The organism is Pseudomonas sp. N2-3-1-14, from assembly GCF_041228395.1.
Classification (GTDB): domain Bacteria; phylum Pseudomonadota; class Gammaproteobacteria; order Pseudomonadales; family Pseudomonadaceae; genus Aquipseudomonas.
Window position 1 is genome coordinate 5,251,056 of record NZ_CP166199.1, and the last position, 17,639, is coordinate 5,268,694.

A 17,639-nucleotide genomic window follows, 5' to 3' on the forward strand; every position below is an offset into this window, starting at 1 on the left:
TGTGGGAGCTGGCTTGCCTGCGATAGCGGTGTACCTGCCGGCTCATCCACTTACCGCCATCGCCGGCAAGCCAGCGCCCACATCAGATTTGCTTTGCCTTGAGCATCGGGTTCACAGGCTGGCTCGGTTTAACCTTACGAAACACCAACACATTCCCAAGCATCACCAGCACCAGCCCCATCAACGCCGGCGCCGTCCACTGATACCCCTCGGCAAACGCCGACACATTCAGCGCCACCACCGGAAACAGCACTGTGCAATACGCCGCGCGCTCCGGGCCCATACGGCCCACCAACGTGAGGTAGGCGGTAAAACCAATCACCGACCCCGGAATCACCAGGTACCACAGCGCGCCGACATAACGCGCACTCCAATCCATCTCGAACGGTATCCCGCGCACCGCGCAATAGATCGCCAACATCACCGAACCGTAGGCCATGCCCCAGGCATTGGTGGTCAACGGTTTGAGCCCGGCCTTCTGCTGCAGGCTCGACAGCAGGTTGCCGGCCGAAAAACACATAGTCCCCAACAGCGCCAAGCCCAAGCCCAGCAACGTCTGCGGGCTGGCGGTGTGCCCGACCAGCTCCGGCCAGAACAGAAAACCCAGGCCGATTAATCCAAGCGCGCCGCCCATCAACACGTTGCGCGCCACTCGCTGACCGAAAAACACCCGCGCATTGAGGGCATTCCACAGCGTGGCCGTGGAAAACACCACCGCCACCAGGCCGCTGGGAATCCATTGGCTGGCCGTCAGAAAGCACATGAAGTTGACGCAAAACAGGCACACGCCCTGAGCGAGGCAAATCAGGTGCCCGCGTCGGTTCATCACCTGCAACTTGCGGCTGAGCAGCAACAGCGCAAACAGCACCAGCGCGGCCAGGCCAAAGCGATAGACAATCGACACGGGAATCGCCACGACGCCCAATTGCCACTTGAGGGCGATCCAGGTAGTGCCCCAGATCAGCACGGTGAGTAAGTACAGGAAAAGGTTCATAGCGGGCTCCGTCGATTGAGCCACAGTGTTGCCCGCAGACCGGCTCGCGCTCTTGCACATTCTTGCGCTTTTGTCGGGCGGCGGGATCACAGCGTCCGCGCTGCGGAGTAGGATGCAAGGCGTCGGAGAGAACAACCATGCCAGAGCTGGAATCCCTGCAAGTCTTTCAAGCCCTTAACCGCTCGCCCAACGCACGCCTCGAAGCCTGCGCCGAGCTCGGTGACGGGTTGTCTGCGGCGTTGTGGAGCAACCATCACGATGCTCAGGACTACCAGGCGCCCACCCACCACACCTTGTCCTGCTACATCGGCGGCGGTACCGGCACCTTTCGCCGTGATCAGCCCGGCACCAAAGGTGGCCCTGACAAACTCTGCATCCTGCCGGCCGAGCATCAGTCAGCCTGGGTGATCAATGGTGAAATTCGCCTGGCCCATGTGTACTTCAGCCCGGAGCAATTTGCCCTCGGCTGCGTCACCCTGCTGGACCGCGAACCGCGCGAATTGCAATTGCGCGAAAGCACCTTTCTGGAAGACGCCAGCCAGGCCCGGCGCTTTCACCAGTTGATCGCCCTCAACTGGCACGAGCCCGCCGAGCGTCTGCTGACCAGCAGCCTGGCCCATGAAATGCTCAGCCACACCTTGCTCAGCCAGGTTGGCGCGCGCGACGGTTTGCGTTTGAAAGGCGGATTGGCCGCGCATCAGCGCCGGCTGTTGGTGGACTACATCGACCATCACCTCGAAGACCCGATCAGCCTGGGGCAATTGGCCGGGATGTGCGCGCTGTCCGAATACCATTTCGCGCGGATGTTCCGCCAAAGCTTCGGCCTGCCGCCCCATCAATACCTGTTGGCGCGACGCTTGGCCCGCGCGCAAAGCCTGCTGCGTGCCGGAACACTGCCCTTGGGCGACATCGCCTGGATGTGCGGCTTCTCCAGCGCCAGCCACTTCACCCATCGCTTTCGCCAAGCCATGGGCGCCACACCCAGCGAATACCGCCAAGCTTTCCACGCCTAAACACAACCCCTCCAGCCGCCCCACTCCCGTGGCGAGCGGGCTTGCCCCGCGTTGGGCTGCGCAGCAGCCCTAAAACAGCCACCACGCTCCACCAGGAAAATCTCAATGCCCTTACAGGGCCGCTGCGCAGCCCAACGCGGGGCAAGCCCGCTCGCCACAAAAACATGAGGCGCCACACCCAGCGAATACCGCCAAGCCTTCCACGCCTAAACACAACCCTCCAGCCGCCCCACTCCCGTGGCGAGCGGGCTTGCCCCGCGTTGGGCTGCGCAGCAGCCCTAAAAACAGCCGCCACCCTCCACCAGGAAAATCTCAATGCCCTTACAGGGCCGCTGCGCAGCCCAACGCGGGGCAAGCCCGCTCGCCACAAAAACATGAGACGCCACACCCAGCGAATACCGCCAAGCCTTCCACGCCTAAACACAACCCCTCCAGCCGCCCCGCCCCCGTGGCGAGCGGGCTTGCCCCGCGTTGGGCTGCGCAGCAGCCCTAAAAACAGCCGCCACCCTCCACCAGGAAAATCTCAATGCCCTTACAGGGCCGCTGCGCAGCCCTAAAAACAGCCGCCGCGCTCTACCGGGAAAATCTCAATGCCCTACAGGGCCGCTGCGCAGCCCAACGCGGGGCAAGCCCGCTCGCCACGAAAGCGTGAGACGTCATTCAAACGCTATGTAGATCCCGCTGCCTACGCCATCAACCCCAATGTCTTGGCTTTCGCCACCGCCTGGGTGCGCCGCTCCACGCCGAGCTTGCTGTGGATGCGCCGCGCGTGAGTCTTGACGGTGTGCAACGAGATAAACAGCCGGTCGGCGATTTCCAGGTTGGAGTTGCCCAGGGCGATCAACTCCAGCACTTGCAGCTCGCGCTGGCTCAGGGGGTTTTCCGCCACGCCGCTGGGCGCTGCCTGTGCCTCCAGGCCCAGTTCACTCAATAGCCCTGGCGAGCGCAACCGCAGTTCGCGAATCGCCTGCTGAACCTGGCAGCGCCCGGCCAGCGCCAGCCCTGCCTGCAGGGCCCGACGAGCCAACAGCGGATCACCGAGCTGCCAGGCCACCTCGCCCAGCACCAGTTGCAACTCGGTTTCCAGGCACAGCATGCCGCGCTGCCGAGTGGTGTCGAGCAAATCATTGAGCCGTGCAATCGGCTGCTCGGCACAGCCCAGCTTCACTTCGGCCAGCACCAGCAAATACTCCAGGCGCGGGATCAGTTCCAGCGTGGCCGGCGGCGCCTGCTTGGCACCGGGCCCGCGAAAGTGACGCAGCACCCGGCGCACCGCTTCCAGGGTCAATTCGGCGCGGCCCTGCTGCAACCAGAAATGCCCGCTGACCAACAGCAGCACCGCGCGATACACCGTGTCCGGTACCTGGCGTTGCTGCATCAAGCGCTCGGCCTCACGCAGCTGGATGAACGCCTGGGCGTAATCGCCTCGGTTCGCTGCCAGCAGCGCCAGGCCGAGAAACCCGTACAGCACGCGCTTGTCCTGGCTGTGCAGGCACATTTCCAACCCGGCCTCGAAACACTCGGAGGCCAGCGCATCCTGCCCTTGACGCAACGCAAGATGCCCGCGCCGCAAGGCAATCCGCCCCACCAGCGGGCCGGCCTTGAGCCGCTGCCCCATCAGCATCGCCTGCACCTGCTCCAACAGGCTTTGTGCCCGATAGGGCGCGCCGCGTTGTTCCAGCAGTTGCGCGTGATCGAGCTCCAGCAATGCCTCCAGCACCAACGAACCCTGTGCACGCGCCAGGCACAGGGCTTCGCGGTTCAAGGCCTGGCCCACGTCCAGTTCACCGCGCAGCAGGGCTTGCTGGGTCAGGCCCGAAAGGCACATCAGGCGCGAGGTCCAGGCGCTGTCGGGCAAGGCTTGCAGCGCTTCGAGAAAATGCTCGCGGGAGCGCTGGGCATCGCCGCTCAAGTGCAACAGCCAGCCCCATTGCGCCTGCCAGCGGGCCAACAGATAACGCTGTTGCGCCGCCGTTGGTTGCGGGGCGAACCGCGCCAATTGATCGATACACAAGGCTGCCTGGTCGAAGCGTCCGGCAAACAGCAACGCCGCCGTGACCAACCCCACCAGTTGCGCCGAGCCGAGCATTAATTCATCGCCATGCTGTTCATGCAGACGCAACAGCAGCACCGCGTTGTGGTGACGGAACAAGTCTTCAAAACTGAAGTGCTGCAACAGGCTTACCGCCACCTCGTAGGCTTCGGCCAGCAGCGCCTGTTCAAAGGCGGCCTGCCAGTCCTGCTGCGCGGTGAACCATTGGCAGGCGCGACGATGCCAGGAGCGCTTGGCCGGCCAGGGCTCATCGCGGATCAGTTGCGCCAGTGGCGCAAAAATTTGCAGCCAATCGGTGGTGTCCTCCCACGGCTGGATGAATGCGCCCAGCGCTTGCAGGTCGCGCAGGTAGTGATCGCCGTCACCAAAGCCGAACAAGTGCTCACACAGGCCCGGGTTGAAGCGCGGCATATGCGCCAACACGCGCCAGGCCTCCGCCAGCTCGGCGGGCAAGGTGCCGAAGAGTTCGTGTTGCAGGTAGTCGAGCAAGGTTTTGTCCGGGTGCCCGTCACCGAGCAAGGCGATGCGCACGCCGGCGCACCAACCGCCGCTGAACTGCATCACGCTGTCGACGGTGTGCGTGGGCCCGAGCAGTTGCTGGATTTCCGCCGGGTTGAACATCAACTCGCTGCATTCCAGCAACTCATCGTCGAGCAGCAGACGCGGCCAGTTGCACAGCGGGCGTCGCCGGGCGCCCAGCCACCAGGTCAGCGCCGGACTGGCGGCGCTCAGCAAACGGTCGAGCAAGGCGTCCAGTTCGGGGGCCGGCAGGCGGCAGAAATCGTCGAGAAATATCCACGCCGGGCTGTGCCAGCGGCTGAGGTCGAGCAATAAGGTGGCTTCGTCGACAAACGACAAACCGAGGTGTAGCGCCAACCGCGCGCAAAAATCATCGGGGCTGAGCACGGCGCCATTGAGCGCCAGCCAATACACCTGACACTCCGCCGGCGCCTGCAACGCACACTCGGCGAGCAACGCGCTCTTGCCACTGCCACCGGGCGCGCAGAGCAGCTTCACCCTGACCGACGCCGCCAGCAAAGGCCCGGCCAGGCGCGGGCGCAACAGATGATGAGCGGACAGCCGTGGCATGAATCCAGGACGGTCCAGGCAGCGTGTCATGGCGGTCATTGCTGCATCCTGCTTTTTATTGTTATGCAACCTGGCGCCTACCCTAGTCCTGTGGTCGGCGGTTGTTGAAGAAGTATTCAGCGGGGTGATTGGTAGCCATGCATAAAACCCGGGATTCCACTCCACCATAAAGTGGAACCCGGTCAATGTGGGAGCTGGCTTGCCGGCTCCCACAGGGTGATCGTATTGCAATTGAAGATCAGCGCACGCCCTCAGACCTCAACGCTGCCGGGGTGTAATCGGCCGCCTTGGCCGCAAAGCCGAACACGAAGCTGCTCTTCTCCTCGTTTTTCATCCCCAGCGCGATGTAGCGCCCGGCGATGATGTCGTACAGCGTTTCCACGGTGTAGGCCGGCACCTGATGGTCGTAGTAGAACTGCGCGTGGCCCTCGGCTACCCGCCACAGTTGGCCACGGCCGTCGTAGTGATCAACCAGCGCGACCTGCCAGCTGTCTTCGTCGATGTACATGTGGCGTTTGGCGTAGATGTGCCGCTCGCTCGGCTTGACGGTGCCGATCACTTCCCACACGCGGTGCAGCTCATAACGGGTCAGGTCCTGGTTGATGTGCCCGGCCTTGATGATGTCGTCGTACTTGAGGGTCGGCGAATCGAGCTTGTAGCTGTTGTAGGGGATGTAGACCTCTTTTTTGCCGACCAGCTTCCAGTCATAGCGATCCGGCGCGCCGGAGAACATGTCGAAGTTGTCGGTGGTGCGCAGGCCGTCGGAGGCGGTGCCCGGGCCGTCATAGGAGACTTGCGGCGCGCGGCGCACCCGGCGCTGGCCGGCGTTGTAGATCCAGGCCAGGCGCGGCTCTTTCACCTGATCAAGCGTCTCGTGCACCAGCAACACGTTGCCCGCCAGGCGTGCCGGGGCGGTGACCGATTGCTTGAAGAAGCTCAGCACGTTGGCCGCCTTGGCCTGATCGATGTCCGGGATGGCTTGCGGCACTGCCACTTCTTCCTCGAAACGGATCGGCGTGTAGCTGCCGTTCGTTTGCGGGGTGGCCTGGGTGATGATGCGCTTGAGGTTGCCGCCGTGGTAACGGGTGATGTGGTTCCACAACACTTCCACGCCATTCTTCGGAATCGGGAACGCGTAATAGCGGTTGCCGGTGAAATTCTCCAGGCCATTGCCGTCGTTGATCGCGTGCACGTTGAGCGCGCTGCGCTTGATCGACTCGTAGATCTCCGGTGGCAGGTTGACCGTGCGGTGGGTCGGGTACACCGGGATCTTGTAGGTTTCGGGGTAGCGCTTGAACATCGCCACTTGGCCGTCGGAAAGCTTGTCTTTGTACTTGTCGACCGTGGCGGCGGTGATCACGAACAGCGGTTTTTCATTGGCAAACGGGTCGGCCAGAAACCCCTTGCTGTCCACCGCGCCGGCATTTTTGGGGATGCCGCCGGTCCAGGCCGGGATCGAGCCGTCGGCGTTGCCGGCTTTTTCAGCGCCGACCGGCGTCAGGGTGGTGCCAAGCTTGGCGGCTTCTTCGGGCGACACCGCCGCCATGACGTGGGCGGCCAGCACACTCAGGGCCATCACTGCAAATATCTTACGCATAGGTTCTTGTCCTTCCTTAAACCAGATCAGAAGTTCACGCCGAAGCTGAGGGCGATAAAGTCGCGGTCGGTGAGGGTGTTGTAGTCGCCGCCGAAAAAGTCGGTGTAGCTCAGGCTCGCGGTGTAGGTGTTGCGGTAATCCGCGTCCACACCGACGCTGATCGCTTTGGCGCCTTCGTTGAATATCCCGTTCGGCCCATAGCCGCTGACGTCATGGGACCAGGACAGGTTGGGCTTGAGGTTCACCCCGGCAAACACGTTGTTGTAATCCAGGATTGCGCGGGCGCGATAACCCCAGGAATTGGCGGTGACGAAGCCGTCGGTATCGCCGCCGAAACCATAGGCGCCATACACCGAGTCGCGGCCGTAGCGCAGTTTGGTTTTGGCCTCCAGACCGCCGACGTGCACGTAGGCCGCCTCGCCCACCAACGTCAGGCGTTCGGCGCCCAGCACCTGATCGAAGAACTGAGTCATGGTGCTTTGGATCTGGGTGATTTCCTTGCGGCGGTAGCCTGAGTTATCCGAGCCGAACGAGCTGCGGATCGGCGAGGCGGTCTGGCCGGCAATCGGGTTGATCAGCGCCAGCGTCAGGTCGGTGGTGTTGAGCTGCACCGGCGCATTCGGGCGGTAGCTGATCTCGCCGGTCCACGCCGTGCCGGTGGGCAAGGTGGTGGAGAAACTGGCACCGTACAGGCGAATGTCTTCCGGGTAGTCGAGATAGTACTGGCCACGACCGAGCATGGTGCTCTGGGCCAGGCCCGAGCCGCTGCCGGGCGCGATGGCGTTGGCGGTGGCCGCGATACGCCCGATGGTGGCCAGGTTGGTGTTGGCGGTAATGGTGCCCACGGTAGGCGTGCGGCTGTGGTAATTCATGAAGTACAGGCCGTACTCGGTGTCATCGCCGAGCCAGCGCAACGCCGCACCGAACTGCCCGCCATCACGGGCTTCGCGGTCTTTGGCACGCTGCACCACCACGCCTTCGCGGGTGACTTGAAAGCCCTGGCCGAACGCGGCGGCCACCGGCTGCAGCGGCGCAATCGCCGGGCTGCCGACGGTGTAGTTGTTGTTGCAGCCGTGAGCAACCACGTCGTTGCCAAAGAAAGTGCCGCAGTTGTCCACCACGGTGTTTTCCCAGTTCAACTGGTAGAAACCTTCCACCGACAGCTGATTGGTGAGGCTCTGGGACGCGAACAGCATGTTCACCGGGATCAGGCCTTCCTTGATTTCGGCACCAGGGCGACGAAAGGCCGACACGTCGATGGGGTTGATGCTGTTGATCGAGTTACCGATGAACGTACTTTCGCCCCAGCTGACGACTTGCTTGCCGACGCGCACGTTGCCGGGCAGGTCGCCAATCGAATAGTTGTGATAGACGAAGGCATCCAGCAGCTCATAGCCGGACGACCGCGCGCCTTCGTCGCGATGGTTATTGCTGATCTGCTTGAACTCGCGGTCTTCGTCCTGCAGTTCGAAGTCGTACCAGTACTTGCCGCGCACAAACACGCCGCTGTCGCCGTACTTGAGCTCCAGGTCGTGAATGCCTTTGAAGATCTTGGAGAAGGTTTCGCCCTTCTTGAAGTTGAGCCGCCCGTCATCACCGGTGGAGGCCTGCCCCGTGCCGCCATTGGGAATGCCCACCAGCTTTTTGTCGGCATCGCGCATACCCCAGCTGGCGCCGACCGACAGCGAAGAATCGAATTGCCCTTCGATCTCGCCAATGTTGAACGAAACAGCCTGTGCCTGGGCGCAGCAGCCCAGCGCAACCGCCGCGGCGAGCGCCTGTGGCGTGAAGATGGCGCGCATTGTTGTTTTTGTCATGCGTCTTCCCCGGTGAGTGACAGAAGGCCCCACCCTACTGCCGCCCGCGAGGAGCGATAAGCGCACCAAAGGGGTATTCGCAGTGTCGCTCGAAAGGATTAGCAGCCGCTCTGGCCGGGGTTTTGACCGGGCCATGACTGGCGTAGATAGCGCGTTATCAGGGCAATGGATGGCATGCGCAGCGACTGTTGCCAATTTGGTAACAGTCCTTGTCTCGAACCGCTATTACTCAATTTGTTACAACCGACTATTCTGACCTCGCTCTCAGGGCAAACGGCCCGCTCCCAACCTGGGGAGAACAGCTGAATTTCGAAGGATTGGCTAATTTATTCAATCTGTTACCCGAGTTCACTGACGTTGATTTGTCGCTCCTTGATCCAACGTCTTACTTCGGCCGCTGCCTTTGCAGCGGCCTTTTTTATGCCTGAATGAAAACGGGGCGCCATCAGCGCCCCGCAGTATTGGATAGTGTTCCAGCAACGATCAGAGGCTGAATTTCTGCAAGTTGGCCATCATCTCCTTCAATGCCTCGATGTTGTCCTTGGGGTGCGCGGCGCCTTCGAAGTCGCAGATCTGCGCCCAATGCGCGGCCACATCATCGGGTGAGAACCCGGCTTCGGGGTCAAACCCCACACCCAGGCTGCGCTCCCAGCGGGTCTTGCCGATCCAGCCGCCGCCCACTTCAAACAGGCCCGAGGTTTCCTGGCACGCTTCGCTGCCCAGGTACACCACCAACGGGCTGACCAGCTCCGGCTTGAGGCGGTCGAACACTTGCGGCGGGATCAGGCCTTCGGTCATGCGCGTGCCGCCGGTGGGGGCGATGGCGTTGACCAGGATATTGTTCTTGCGCCCTTCCAGCGCCAGGGTGCGGGTCAAACCGTACAAGCCCAGCTTGGCCATGCCGTAGTTGGATTGGCCGAAGTTGCCATAGATGCCCGAAGTGGACGCGGTGAAAATCACCCGACCATAGCCTTGCTCACGCAAATGTGGCCAGGCGGCGCGGGTCACTTTGTAGGCACCCTCGACATGCACTCGATACACCAGGTCCCAGTCGCCGTCGTCCATTTTGTGGAACGTCTTGTCGCGCAGGATGCCGGCGTTGTTCACCACCACATCGATGCGGCCGAATGCATCGAGCGCGTTCTGCACGATTTTGTCACCGTCGGTGACAGAGTCATGGTTGGCTTCGGCAATGCCACCTGCTTCGCGGATCTCGGCGACCACGCGATCGGCCGCCGAGGCGTTGGCGCCCTCGCCTTGAGTGGAACCGCCGAGGTCGTTGACCAGCACCTTGGCCCCGTGTCGGGCGAACAGCAGCGCATGCGCCCGGCCCAACCCGCCGCCGGCACCGGTGACGATCACGACCTTATCCTGGAACTGCACTGACTCACTCATACCGAAACTCCGCTGGCGACAATGGGAATGGCATGAGTGTCAGGCACGCAGCCTCTGGTCACAATAAAGTCGGCCGAGGCTGAATGGTGTTCGATAAGGCAGCGGGATGATTGTGCGGCCCAGGCTTTCGCAGGGCATCGCCTTCTCAGTGGCGAGCGGGCTTGCCCCGCGTTGGGTGGCGAAGCCGCCCCGATAAGGTTACTGCAGAGTGTCTGGTGTATCGCGGTGGCAGGTTTTAGGGCCGCTTCGCGCCCCAACGTGGGGCAAGCCCGCTCGCCACAACAGCCCGCTCGCCACGACAAGCTCACTGGCCACAACAGGTGGCTCAGGAATAGGCCACTCGTGGCGCGGGCTGGCCGAGGCGCTCGCGAAACGCCAGGTAATGCTTGAGCACCAGCACCGGCGCTTCTATCTGCGGGTAGTGGCCGATATTGGCCAGCAACACCGTGTCGGCGTGCGGCACCAACTGGTGATAACGCTCCACCATATGCACACCGGAGATCGGGTCGACTTCGCCGTCGATGACGCGCAACGGCACCTCGCCGCGCTGCAACGCGTCCACCCAGCGCTCCCGCAAGCGGCGGCGCTGGGGAATGTAGGCAATCAGTTTGTGCAGGATGCGCGTGCCGTCATTGCACTTGATCAGGCTCCAGAAATCATCCAGCGCGCTTTCACTGGGCCGCGTATTCGGGCCGAAAATCTGGCTGAAGCTGTTCGACAAGGCATTGCGCCCGAAGGCACGGCCGATCATCCAGCCAAGCGGGCTGAGCAGCAGTTTTTGCACCAGCGCCGGGCGATGGGTTTCCGGGAACAGCCCGCCGTTGAGGAATACGCAACTGGCCATCTGAAAACGGCCTTCGTAATGACGGGCGAGTAGTTCCTGGGCGACGCTGTCGCCGTAGTCATGGGCCAACACATGCACCGGTTGCTCTACGCGCAGGTGGTCGAGCAGCGCCTGCTGCAGGTCGGCCTGTTCCAACAGGCAATAGTCGTGATCCACCGGCTTGTCCGAGTCGCCGAACCCCAGCATGTCGCAGGCAATCACCAGGTTGCGCTGGGCCAGCGGCTGCCACAGATAGTGCCAGTCCCAACTCGCCGTGGGGAAGCCGTGAATCAACAGCAGGGGCTCGCCCTGCCCGGCCACCCAGTAACGGATCGTGCGACCACGGAAGACGAATTCCTGGGCGCGTTTGCGCCAGGCTCTGAGCGGGATTTCGGCGAGTGGCATCAGCTTTTATACCCGGGATCTTGCAGGTCCAATTTACGCAGCAGCGCCGGCCAGGCCAGCGCGCCGCCCATGCCCTGGGCGCTCTTGGTGACCGCTGCCACCATGGCCTTGGCCCCGGCAAGAATCTGCGGCTCAATGGCAATCAACTCAGCCGCGCCGTTTTGCGCCAGCACCTGGATATCGCAGGCGCGCTGGAAGGTAAACATCATCAGGAAGGTGTCGGCGATGGTACCGCCGCAGGTCAGCAAGCCGTGGTTGTGCAGCATCAGGAAATTGCTTTGGCCCAGGTCCGCCTGCAAGCGCGCCTTTTCCTCATGGTTCAGCGCCACGCCTTCGTAGGCGTGATAGGCCAGGCTTGAGAGCACGAACAACGATTGCTGGCTGATCGGCAACACGCCCTGCTTCTGCGCCGAAACGGCAACACCGGCGGGCGTGTGGGTGTGTATCACGCATGCCACGTCGTGGCGCACTTCATGGATGGCGCTGTGGATGGTATAGCCCGCGGGGTTGATCTCGTAGGGGCTGTCCATCAGCTTGTTGCCGGCCTGGTCGACCTTGACCAGGCTCGACGCCGTGATCTCGTGAAACATCAGCCCGTAAGGGTTGATCAGGAAATCATCGGTGCCCGGCACCTTGGCCGAAATATGCGTGAAGATCAGGTCATCCCAGCCATGCAGCGCGACCAGGCGATAACAGGCCGCCAGGTCGACACGGGCTTGCCATTCGGCAGCGCTGACCTGGTCTTTGACATTCTGTGGCGATAGAACGGGTGCTAGGCTCACGGCAACGACCTCCTTGGCGCATTTTCTTATTGTTTTTTTGGGTGGAGGGCCAGTCTAGTCAGACGCCATCGCGCAAGTAGTCGCCTTCGCAGCCAGCTTGATGACCGAACGAGTCAGTAACAAGAATAGTTGAAGTCAGTGGGCGCCGCGTCAGAGAAGCGCCGCCAATAAAGGCACGGCGAACAGGTTGAGCAAGCCCGTCAACACCATCACCAGGCCCGCGACCGAGCCTTCTTCACCGCCCACTTCCCGCGCCCGGCTGACGCCCGCGCCATGGGCGCCCACACCAAACAACGCGCCACGCGCCAGGGGTGTGCGCAACGGTAACCACTTGAGCAGCACGCCGCCGAGCATGGCGCCGAACACGCCGGTGAACATCACAAACACAGCGGTGAGTTCCGGTACACCGCCCAGGTCAGAGGAAACCGGCATGGCAAACGGCGTGGTGATCGAGCGCGGCAACAGCGACATCGTCACCGAGCTGTCCAATGCCAGCGCCTTGGCCAGCCCGAACGAGGTGCCGATAGAGGCCGCACTGCCGGCGACCATACCCAGCAGCAACGCCGACCAATGACACGCCAGCAAGCGGCGTTGTTGCCAGATCGGCACCGCAAACGCCACGGTGACCGGGCCCAGCACCAGCATCAGCCAATGGGTGTCGGCGGCATATTCGGCGTAGGCGGTGTGCATCGGCGCGGCCACCGCCAGCAGCAGCGCCGGCACGAGAATCAAGGGCGACAGCACGTAGCGCCCGGTGCGGCGATAGATCCAGCGGCTGAAAATATAGGCGCCCAGGGTCAGGGCGAGCCAGAACACCGGCATCAGCTCAAGCTTCACGGCGCATGCTCCAGCGGCAGACCATCTCTACGGTAAACGCCGTCACCAGCATCACCGACAGCGTGCTGAAACCGATCACCAGCAGGATGCGCCAGCCGTCGTTGCGCACCAGGCCGCCGTAATCAAGCAGGCTCATCAGCGCGGGGATAAAAAACAGCAGCATCTCTGCCATCAACACCCCGGCGCCCAGTTGCAGGGCGGCCGGCTTGACCAGACCGGTGGAAAATGTCGCCAGCAACAGGCCTAAGCCCACCACGCCACCCGGGATCGGCCACGCCAACCACACGGCAAGCTGGGTGCCCAGAAAATAGATAGCCAGCAGCACGACCAGCTCAATCAGCAGGCGGGCGATATGTTTGAAGCTGAAACGGTTCATAAGCGTTGATCCTCGCAGGCGCTCAGTTTAAAGACGGCCCTCTCATCCCCACAGCGAATTGTTAGACTGCCAACTATTCCAAACTGGAATCAGGCCCATGGAATTTAAACAGCTGCGCAGTTTTGTCGAAGTGATCCACCGGGGCGGCTTTACCCAGGCCGGTAAAACCTTGCACATCAGCCAATCGGCCGTCAGCAAGCAGGTGGCCCAGTTGGAGCAGAGCCTCGGTACGCCGTTGCTGGAACGCACGGGCTCGCACATTCGCCTGACGGCCGCCGGCGAGGTGGTGTTGCAGCGCGCCGAGGCCATGTTGCGCCTGCAAACAGAGCTGCTCAGCGAGCTGGATGATATGCAGCAACTGGCCCGTGGCGAGCTGCGCCTGGGCTTGCCGCTGTTGGCGGGCGACACTCTGTTTGCCGGGCTGTTTGCCGAGTACCGCAGGCGTTACCCCAAGGTCACCATCCAATTGCTCGAAGGCGGCAGCCGCACGATCGAGCAGGCGATTCTCAGTGGTGAGCTGGACGTGGGTGGCACGCTGATGCCCAGTGATCCGGCCTTTGCCTGGCAACCCTTTTGCGACGAGCCGCTGGATGCCTTGCTGCCGATGGATCATCCATTGGCTGACAATGCCCAGGTGCGCCTGGAGGAACTGGCGGACACGCCCTTCCTGATGTACCAACGCAGTTTTGTGCTCAATGACCGACTGATGCAGGCCTGTCAGCAATTGGGCTTTACGCCGAAGGAGATCGGCCGCAGCGGCCAGGCGGATTTTCTCGTCGCTCTGGTCGCGGCCGGTCAGGGCGTGGTGCTGTTGCCCAGTGTGGTCGCCCGTGGGTTGGTGCGACCGGGCGTGGTGCGCCTGACACTCAAGGCGCCGGACTTTTTACGCTGGGACATTGCCTTTATCTGGCGTGAAGGCGCTTATCTGTCCAAAGCCGCCCAGGCCTGGCTGGCGCTGCTGCGCGAATTCCCGGTCAACCGCGCAGTGCAGTGACCAGCTCGGCCAGCCACGGTTCGGCATCGGCTTCCGGAGTGACGCTTTCGCTGGCGTCCAGGCGCAGCATCGACAGCACTTCGCGCACGCCCAACTCGCCGAACAACTCGCGCATTTGCTCGCCGCCGCCGCAGAAGGTGTCGCCGTAGCTGGCGTCGCCCAACCCGATGACGGCACCGGGCAGCCCGCGCCAGGCGGCGGGGAGTTGGTCGCGAATGCTCGAATACAGGGGTTGCAGGTTGTCAGGCAACTCGCCCATGCCGGTGGTGGATGTCACCGCCAGAAAGGCGTCGGGAGCAAAGGCCTGCACATCGGCCAAGGTGGCGCGCGGGTTGTGCCAGGCTTCAAAACCGGCCGCGTTAAGGATGCCGGCGGCGTGGCGGGCGACTTCTTCAGCGGTGCCGTAGACCGAGCCGGAAAGGATGGCGACTTTCATCAATCTGATCCTGTAGTTGAGCCAAAGCGTGGGATGTTAGCAGCTGGCGCAAATATTTCGGCGCATGCCGCGCAACATTCAGGGCATGCCATACACTGCAGTCTCTAAAAACAAGCCATGGACCGCTCTATATGATTAACGCCAAACTGATGCAACTGGTCATCAACGCCTCCAACGACGGCATCGTCGTAGCCGAACGCGAAGGCAAAGACAAGCCGCTGATCTACGTTAACCCGGCCTTCGAGCGCATGACCGGCTATGCACTGGACGACATCCTGTATCAGGATTGCCGCTTCCTGCAGGCGGGCGACCGCGACCAGCCCGCCTTGATAGCGATTCGTGAAGCCCTCGACAACGGCGGTTCGTGCCGGGAGATCCTGCGCAATTACCGCAAGGACGGCACTGCGTTCTGGAACGAGCTATCGCTGTCGACGGTTTACAACGAAGCCGACAAGCAGACCTATTTTGTGGGCGTGCAAAAAGACGTCAGCGCGCAGGTCAAAGCACAACTACGCGCGGCCCAGCTGGAAGCACAGGTGGCCGAGCTCAAAGGCGAGTTGGCGGCGCTCAAAGCGACGAGCGGAATTAACAAAGTGTAAAAAATACGGTCTTTAGAGCGATAATGGCTTTTTAATGTCTCATCGTTGAGCTACATCAATGCACCGCGACGCGCTACTGACGCAGGACGAACTGGATTTTATCCAGGACATGCAACACAACCCGCAGCTCAACCTGCGGGATGCGTGGTCGAGCCTGACGGTCAACGGCGGTGCACAGATTCGGGATTTGCTCACGCGCTTGGCCGCTCACGACCATGTCACTATCCAGGCGCAGTTCGATAACCAGCAACTCACGTTCCCGCTGCACTTGGTCGAAGACGAGTTTCACGCAGTGCATCTGCGCCTGGGTGTGCCGAGCATTTTTGAAGACGGCCCGATGATCCGGCCGTGGCGCCTGGCCCTCGAAACCCCGGTGGCACTGGAAAACGTCAAGGGCAACCCTGCCGCGTTATGGGTTCACGAGGTGTCATTCAAAGGCGTGCTGGTTGAGATTCGTGGCCGGGTCAAACCGCCGAAAACCTTTTCCCTGTGGTTCAGCCCTTCCGGCTACGAACGCATTGCCTTGCGCGGCACGCTGGAGCGGGAAACGGCACGCGGCTTATTCGCCTACCGCTTGAGCCAAAGTGATGCCGATGAGATCGAGCGGCTGCGCCAGTTCATCCTGCACCAGCACCGCCTGGTTCATCCGCACGTACACGCCTGAGCTCAGGTATCCAGCTGCCCACTCAGAAACTGCTGCAAGCGGCGCTGCATCACCAGCCCATCGCTGCCCAGGCAACCGACCGAGGAACCTGCCAGGTCTTTTTCGGCGAAGTCAGATGCGGCGCCCGCCAGAAACAGTGGGCAATCGAGCGTCATCGCCAAGCGACTCAGGCGCTCGGCCAGCTCATGGTTGTGTGAATGGTTAGAGAAGATGACGAGCGCTTGGGGCCGGATTTTTTCACAGACCAATGTCAGTTCGTCCAGGGGCTGGCCCACTTCCAGCACCTTCATGGGCAGATCCTGCCGACCGACCAATAGCGCCGCCACCAGCAATTCCAACTTACGGCATTCGCCGGGCAACGCCGCCAGCAAGACCCGGGACACGGGCGAGCCGCTGCCCAGTTGCAAGCGCAGCCAGGCTTGTTCACGCAGGAAAGCATCGAAAAATAACCACTCGCTGGCTTGGCCGAAACGGCCTTGATGCCGCAGCAAGTCGTACCAAAGGGGCATGAGGATGTCTTGAAACGCCACACTCAGCGCACAGGTCGCTGACAACTGACCGTACACGTGTTCAAGGGCGCGATCATCGAAAGCACTGATGGCCTGCCTCAACCGCGCTTGCCATTGCGTGTCCTCGACCGAGTCTCGCTCGGCGCGAACCACATCGGCTTGCTGATCATCGCGTGCGAGGATTTTGCCGACCTTGCTTACCGCAACACCGCGCTCAATCCAATCGAGGATCCTGTTGACGGTCTCAATATCGGTCCTGGAGTAGAGGCGATGCCCACTTTCGGTGCGCGCGGGCTGAATCAGACCGTAACGTCGCTCCCAGGCTCGCAAGGTGACCGGATTGACACCTGTCAATCTCGAGACTTCACGAATCGGAAAAAGCTCGCTGGAATCGGCAAGGCTGCCATGGGCGATTTCGTGAACAGGAGCAGTAATTTCAGGCATCGGGGATCAAAAACATCCGTGTAGATTTGGATCCCATTTAACGCCTTTCTACTTGTCCTTTTCAAGGCCCGCCCCCTTCTGACCAATGTCACTGGCGTAATTTTGCAAAACAGGAATAATCCTTGCCTGTTTTTCAGGTGATGGCCTACCCGGCCGCCACCTTCGTGCGCCGTCTACCCGGCTCAGCGCACCTGATTATTTGGAGATACACAATGTCTACCTCCCCTGTCACCCTGATGGTTGCGCGCCGCGTGGCCAAAGGGCGCTATGAAGAATTGATGGCCTGGCTGCGCGAAGGCGAGCAATTGGCCACTGACTTCCCCGGTTACCTGGGATCCGGTGTACTGGCACCGCCGCCCAATGACGACGAATTTCAAATCATCTTCCGCTTTGCCGACGAAAAAACCCTGCATGCCTGGGAGTTTTCCGCCTCGCGCAGTGCCTGGTTGAGCCGTGGCAGCGAGCTGTTCGCCGACCCGTCCGAGCATCGCGTCAGTGGCATCGATGGCTGGTTCGGCGCCGTGGGCGCACGGCCACCGCGCTGGAAACAGGCTGTGGCGATCTGGCTGGCGTTTTTCCCGGTGTCGCTGCTGTTCAACTTCGTCCTTGGGCCGCTCCTCAACGAATTGGACCTGGCCCCACGCGTACTGGTCAGCACCCTGGCGCTCACGCCCTTGATGGTTTTCTGGTTCATTCCACTGTCAACGCACCTGCTGGCGAACTGGCTGCACCCCACACCGCCGCCGCGCAAGGTCGCCGAAGCTGCCGCTTGAGTACAGGGGCGGCCGGTCGCTGGTATAGTTTCAACCTGC

The 17,639-nt window shown here is 61.9% G+C and carries 16 protein-coding genes; 5 read left to right on the forward strand and 11 right to left on the reverse strand.

The window, feature by feature from the left end; genetic code table 11:
- Positions 1 to 82 precede the first annotated feature (82 nt).
- Entirely contained in the window at positions 83 to 994 is a 912-nt protein-coding gene (locus AB5I78_RS24330; protein ID WP_369302165.1) for a DMT family transporter, read from the reverse strand.
- 137 nt (positions 995 to 1,131) lie between these two features.
- Here AB5I78_RS24330 and AB5I78_RS24335 point away from each other — a divergent pair, with 137 nt between their 5' ends.
- Positions 1,132 to 2,007, forward strand: a complete 876-nt coding sequence (locus AB5I78_RS24335; protein ID WP_242201092.1) for a helix-turn-helix domain-containing protein — start codon at positions 1,132 to 1,134, stop codon at positions 2,005 to 2,007.
- 685 nt (positions 2,008 to 2,692) lie between these two features.
- Here AB5I78_RS24335 and AB5I78_RS24340 read toward each other — a convergent pair.
- From AB5I78_RS24340 to AB5I78_RS24375, 8 genes are all read right to left on the reverse strand, one after another.
- Entirely contained in the window at positions 2,693 to 5,188 is a 2,496-nt protein-coding gene (locus AB5I78_RS24340) for a LuxR C-terminal-related transcriptional regulator (RefSeq protein ID WP_369302166.1), read from the reverse strand.
- A gap of 199 nt (positions 5,189 to 5,387) precedes the next feature.
- Positions 5,388 to 6,746 (reverse strand): DUF1329 domain-containing protein, encoded by a 1,359-nt coding sequence (locus AB5I78_RS24345; protein WP_262209957.1) that lies wholly within the window; start codon positions 6,744 to 6,746, stop codon positions 5,388 to 5,390.
- A gap of 26 nt (positions 6,747 to 6,772) precedes the next feature.
- Entirely contained in the window at positions 6,773 to 8,563 is a 1,791-nt protein-coding gene (locus tag AB5I78_RS24350) for a DUF1302 domain-containing protein (protein WP_369302167.1), read from the reverse strand.
- A gap of 483 nt (positions 8,564 to 9,046) precedes the next feature.
- Entirely contained in the window at positions 9,047 to 9,958 is a 912-nt protein-coding gene (locus tag AB5I78_RS24355) for an SDR family oxidoreductase (RefSeq protein WP_124418443.1), read from the reverse strand.
- A gap of 325 nt (positions 9,959 to 10,283) precedes the next feature.
- Entirely contained in the window at positions 10,284 to 11,186 is a 903-nt protein-coding gene (locus AB5I78_RS24360) for an alpha/beta fold hydrolase (RefSeq protein WP_145164295.1), read from the reverse strand.
- Positions 11,186 to 11,968 (reverse strand): class II aldolase/adducin family protein, encoded by a 783-nt coding sequence (locus AB5I78_RS24365; RefSeq protein WP_145164297.1) that lies wholly within the window; start codon positions 11,966 to 11,968, stop codon positions 11,186 to 11,188. The genes AB5I78_RS24360 and AB5I78_RS24365 overlap by 1 nt, the downstream gene beginning before the upstream one ends.
- A 150-nt stretch (positions 11,969 to 12,118) precedes the next feature.
- Complete coding sequence (locus tag AB5I78_RS24370; protein WP_369302168.1) at positions 12,119 to 12,805, reverse strand: LrgB family protein; 687 nt, start codon at positions 12,803 to 12,805, stop codon at positions 12,119 to 12,121.
- On the reverse strand, positions 12,795 to 13,181 hold the full coding sequence (locus tag AB5I78_RS24375) for a CidA/LrgA family protein (RefSeq protein ID WP_369302169.1): 387 nt from the start codon (positions 13,179 to 13,181) through the stop codon (positions 12,795 to 12,797). The genes AB5I78_RS24370 and AB5I78_RS24375 overlap by 11 nt, the downstream gene beginning before the upstream one ends.
- 97 nt (positions 13,182 to 13,278) lie before the next feature.
- Between AB5I78_RS24375 and AB5I78_RS24380 the strand changes: the two genes are divergently transcribed.
- Positions 13,279 to 14,175 carry a LysR family transcriptional regulator gene (locus AB5I78_RS24380; protein WP_145164301.1) on the forward strand — a complete coding sequence of 299 codons (897 nt, stop codon included), beginning with the start codon at positions 13,279 to 13,281 and terminating at the stop codon, positions 14,173 to 14,175.
- On the opposite strand, the gene AB5I78_RS24385 is transcribed toward AB5I78_RS24380, so the two are convergent.
- Positions 14,156 to 14,611: a flavodoxin gene (locus tag AB5I78_RS24385; protein WP_369302170.1), complete on the reverse strand. Its 456-nt coding sequence runs from the start codon at positions 14,609 to 14,611 to the stop codon at positions 14,156 to 14,158. The genes AB5I78_RS24380 and AB5I78_RS24385 overlap by 20 nt on opposite strands.
- Before the next feature lie 131 nt (positions 14,612 to 14,742).
- Between AB5I78_RS24385 and AB5I78_RS24390 the strand changes: the two genes are divergently transcribed.
- Both AB5I78_RS24390 and AB5I78_RS24395 read left to right on the forward strand, forming a co-directional pair.
- Positions 14,743 to 15,210 (forward strand): PAS domain-containing protein, encoded by a 468-nt coding sequence (locus AB5I78_RS24390; RefSeq protein WP_369302171.1) that lies wholly within the window; start codon positions 14,743 to 14,745, stop codon positions 15,208 to 15,210.
- Between the two features lie 58 nt (positions 15,211 to 15,268).
- Positions 15,269 to 15,874: a hypothetical protein gene (locus AB5I78_RS24395; protein WP_145164307.1), complete on the forward strand. Its 606-nt coding sequence runs from the start codon at positions 15,269 to 15,271 to the stop codon at positions 15,872 to 15,874.
- 2 nt (positions 15,875 to 15,876) lie between these two features.
- Here AB5I78_RS24395 and AB5I78_RS24400 read toward each other — a convergent pair whose 3' ends face one another.
- Positions 15,877 to 16,827 carry a MerR family transcriptional regulator gene (locus tag AB5I78_RS24400; RefSeq protein WP_369302172.1) on the reverse strand — a complete coding sequence of 317 codons (951 nt, stop codon included), beginning with the start codon at positions 16,825 to 16,827 and terminating at the stop codon, positions 15,877 to 15,879.
- 212 nt (positions 16,828 to 17,039) lie between these two features.
- On the opposite strand from AB5I78_RS24400, the gene AB5I78_RS24405 reads away from it, so the two are divergent.
- Positions 17,040 to 17,600: an antibiotic biosynthesis monooxygenase gene (locus tag AB5I78_RS24405; RefSeq protein ID WP_145164310.1), complete on the forward strand. Its 561-nt coding sequence runs from the start codon at positions 17,040 to 17,042 to the stop codon at positions 17,598 to 17,600.
- Positions 17,601 to 17,639 lie beyond the last annotated feature (39 nt).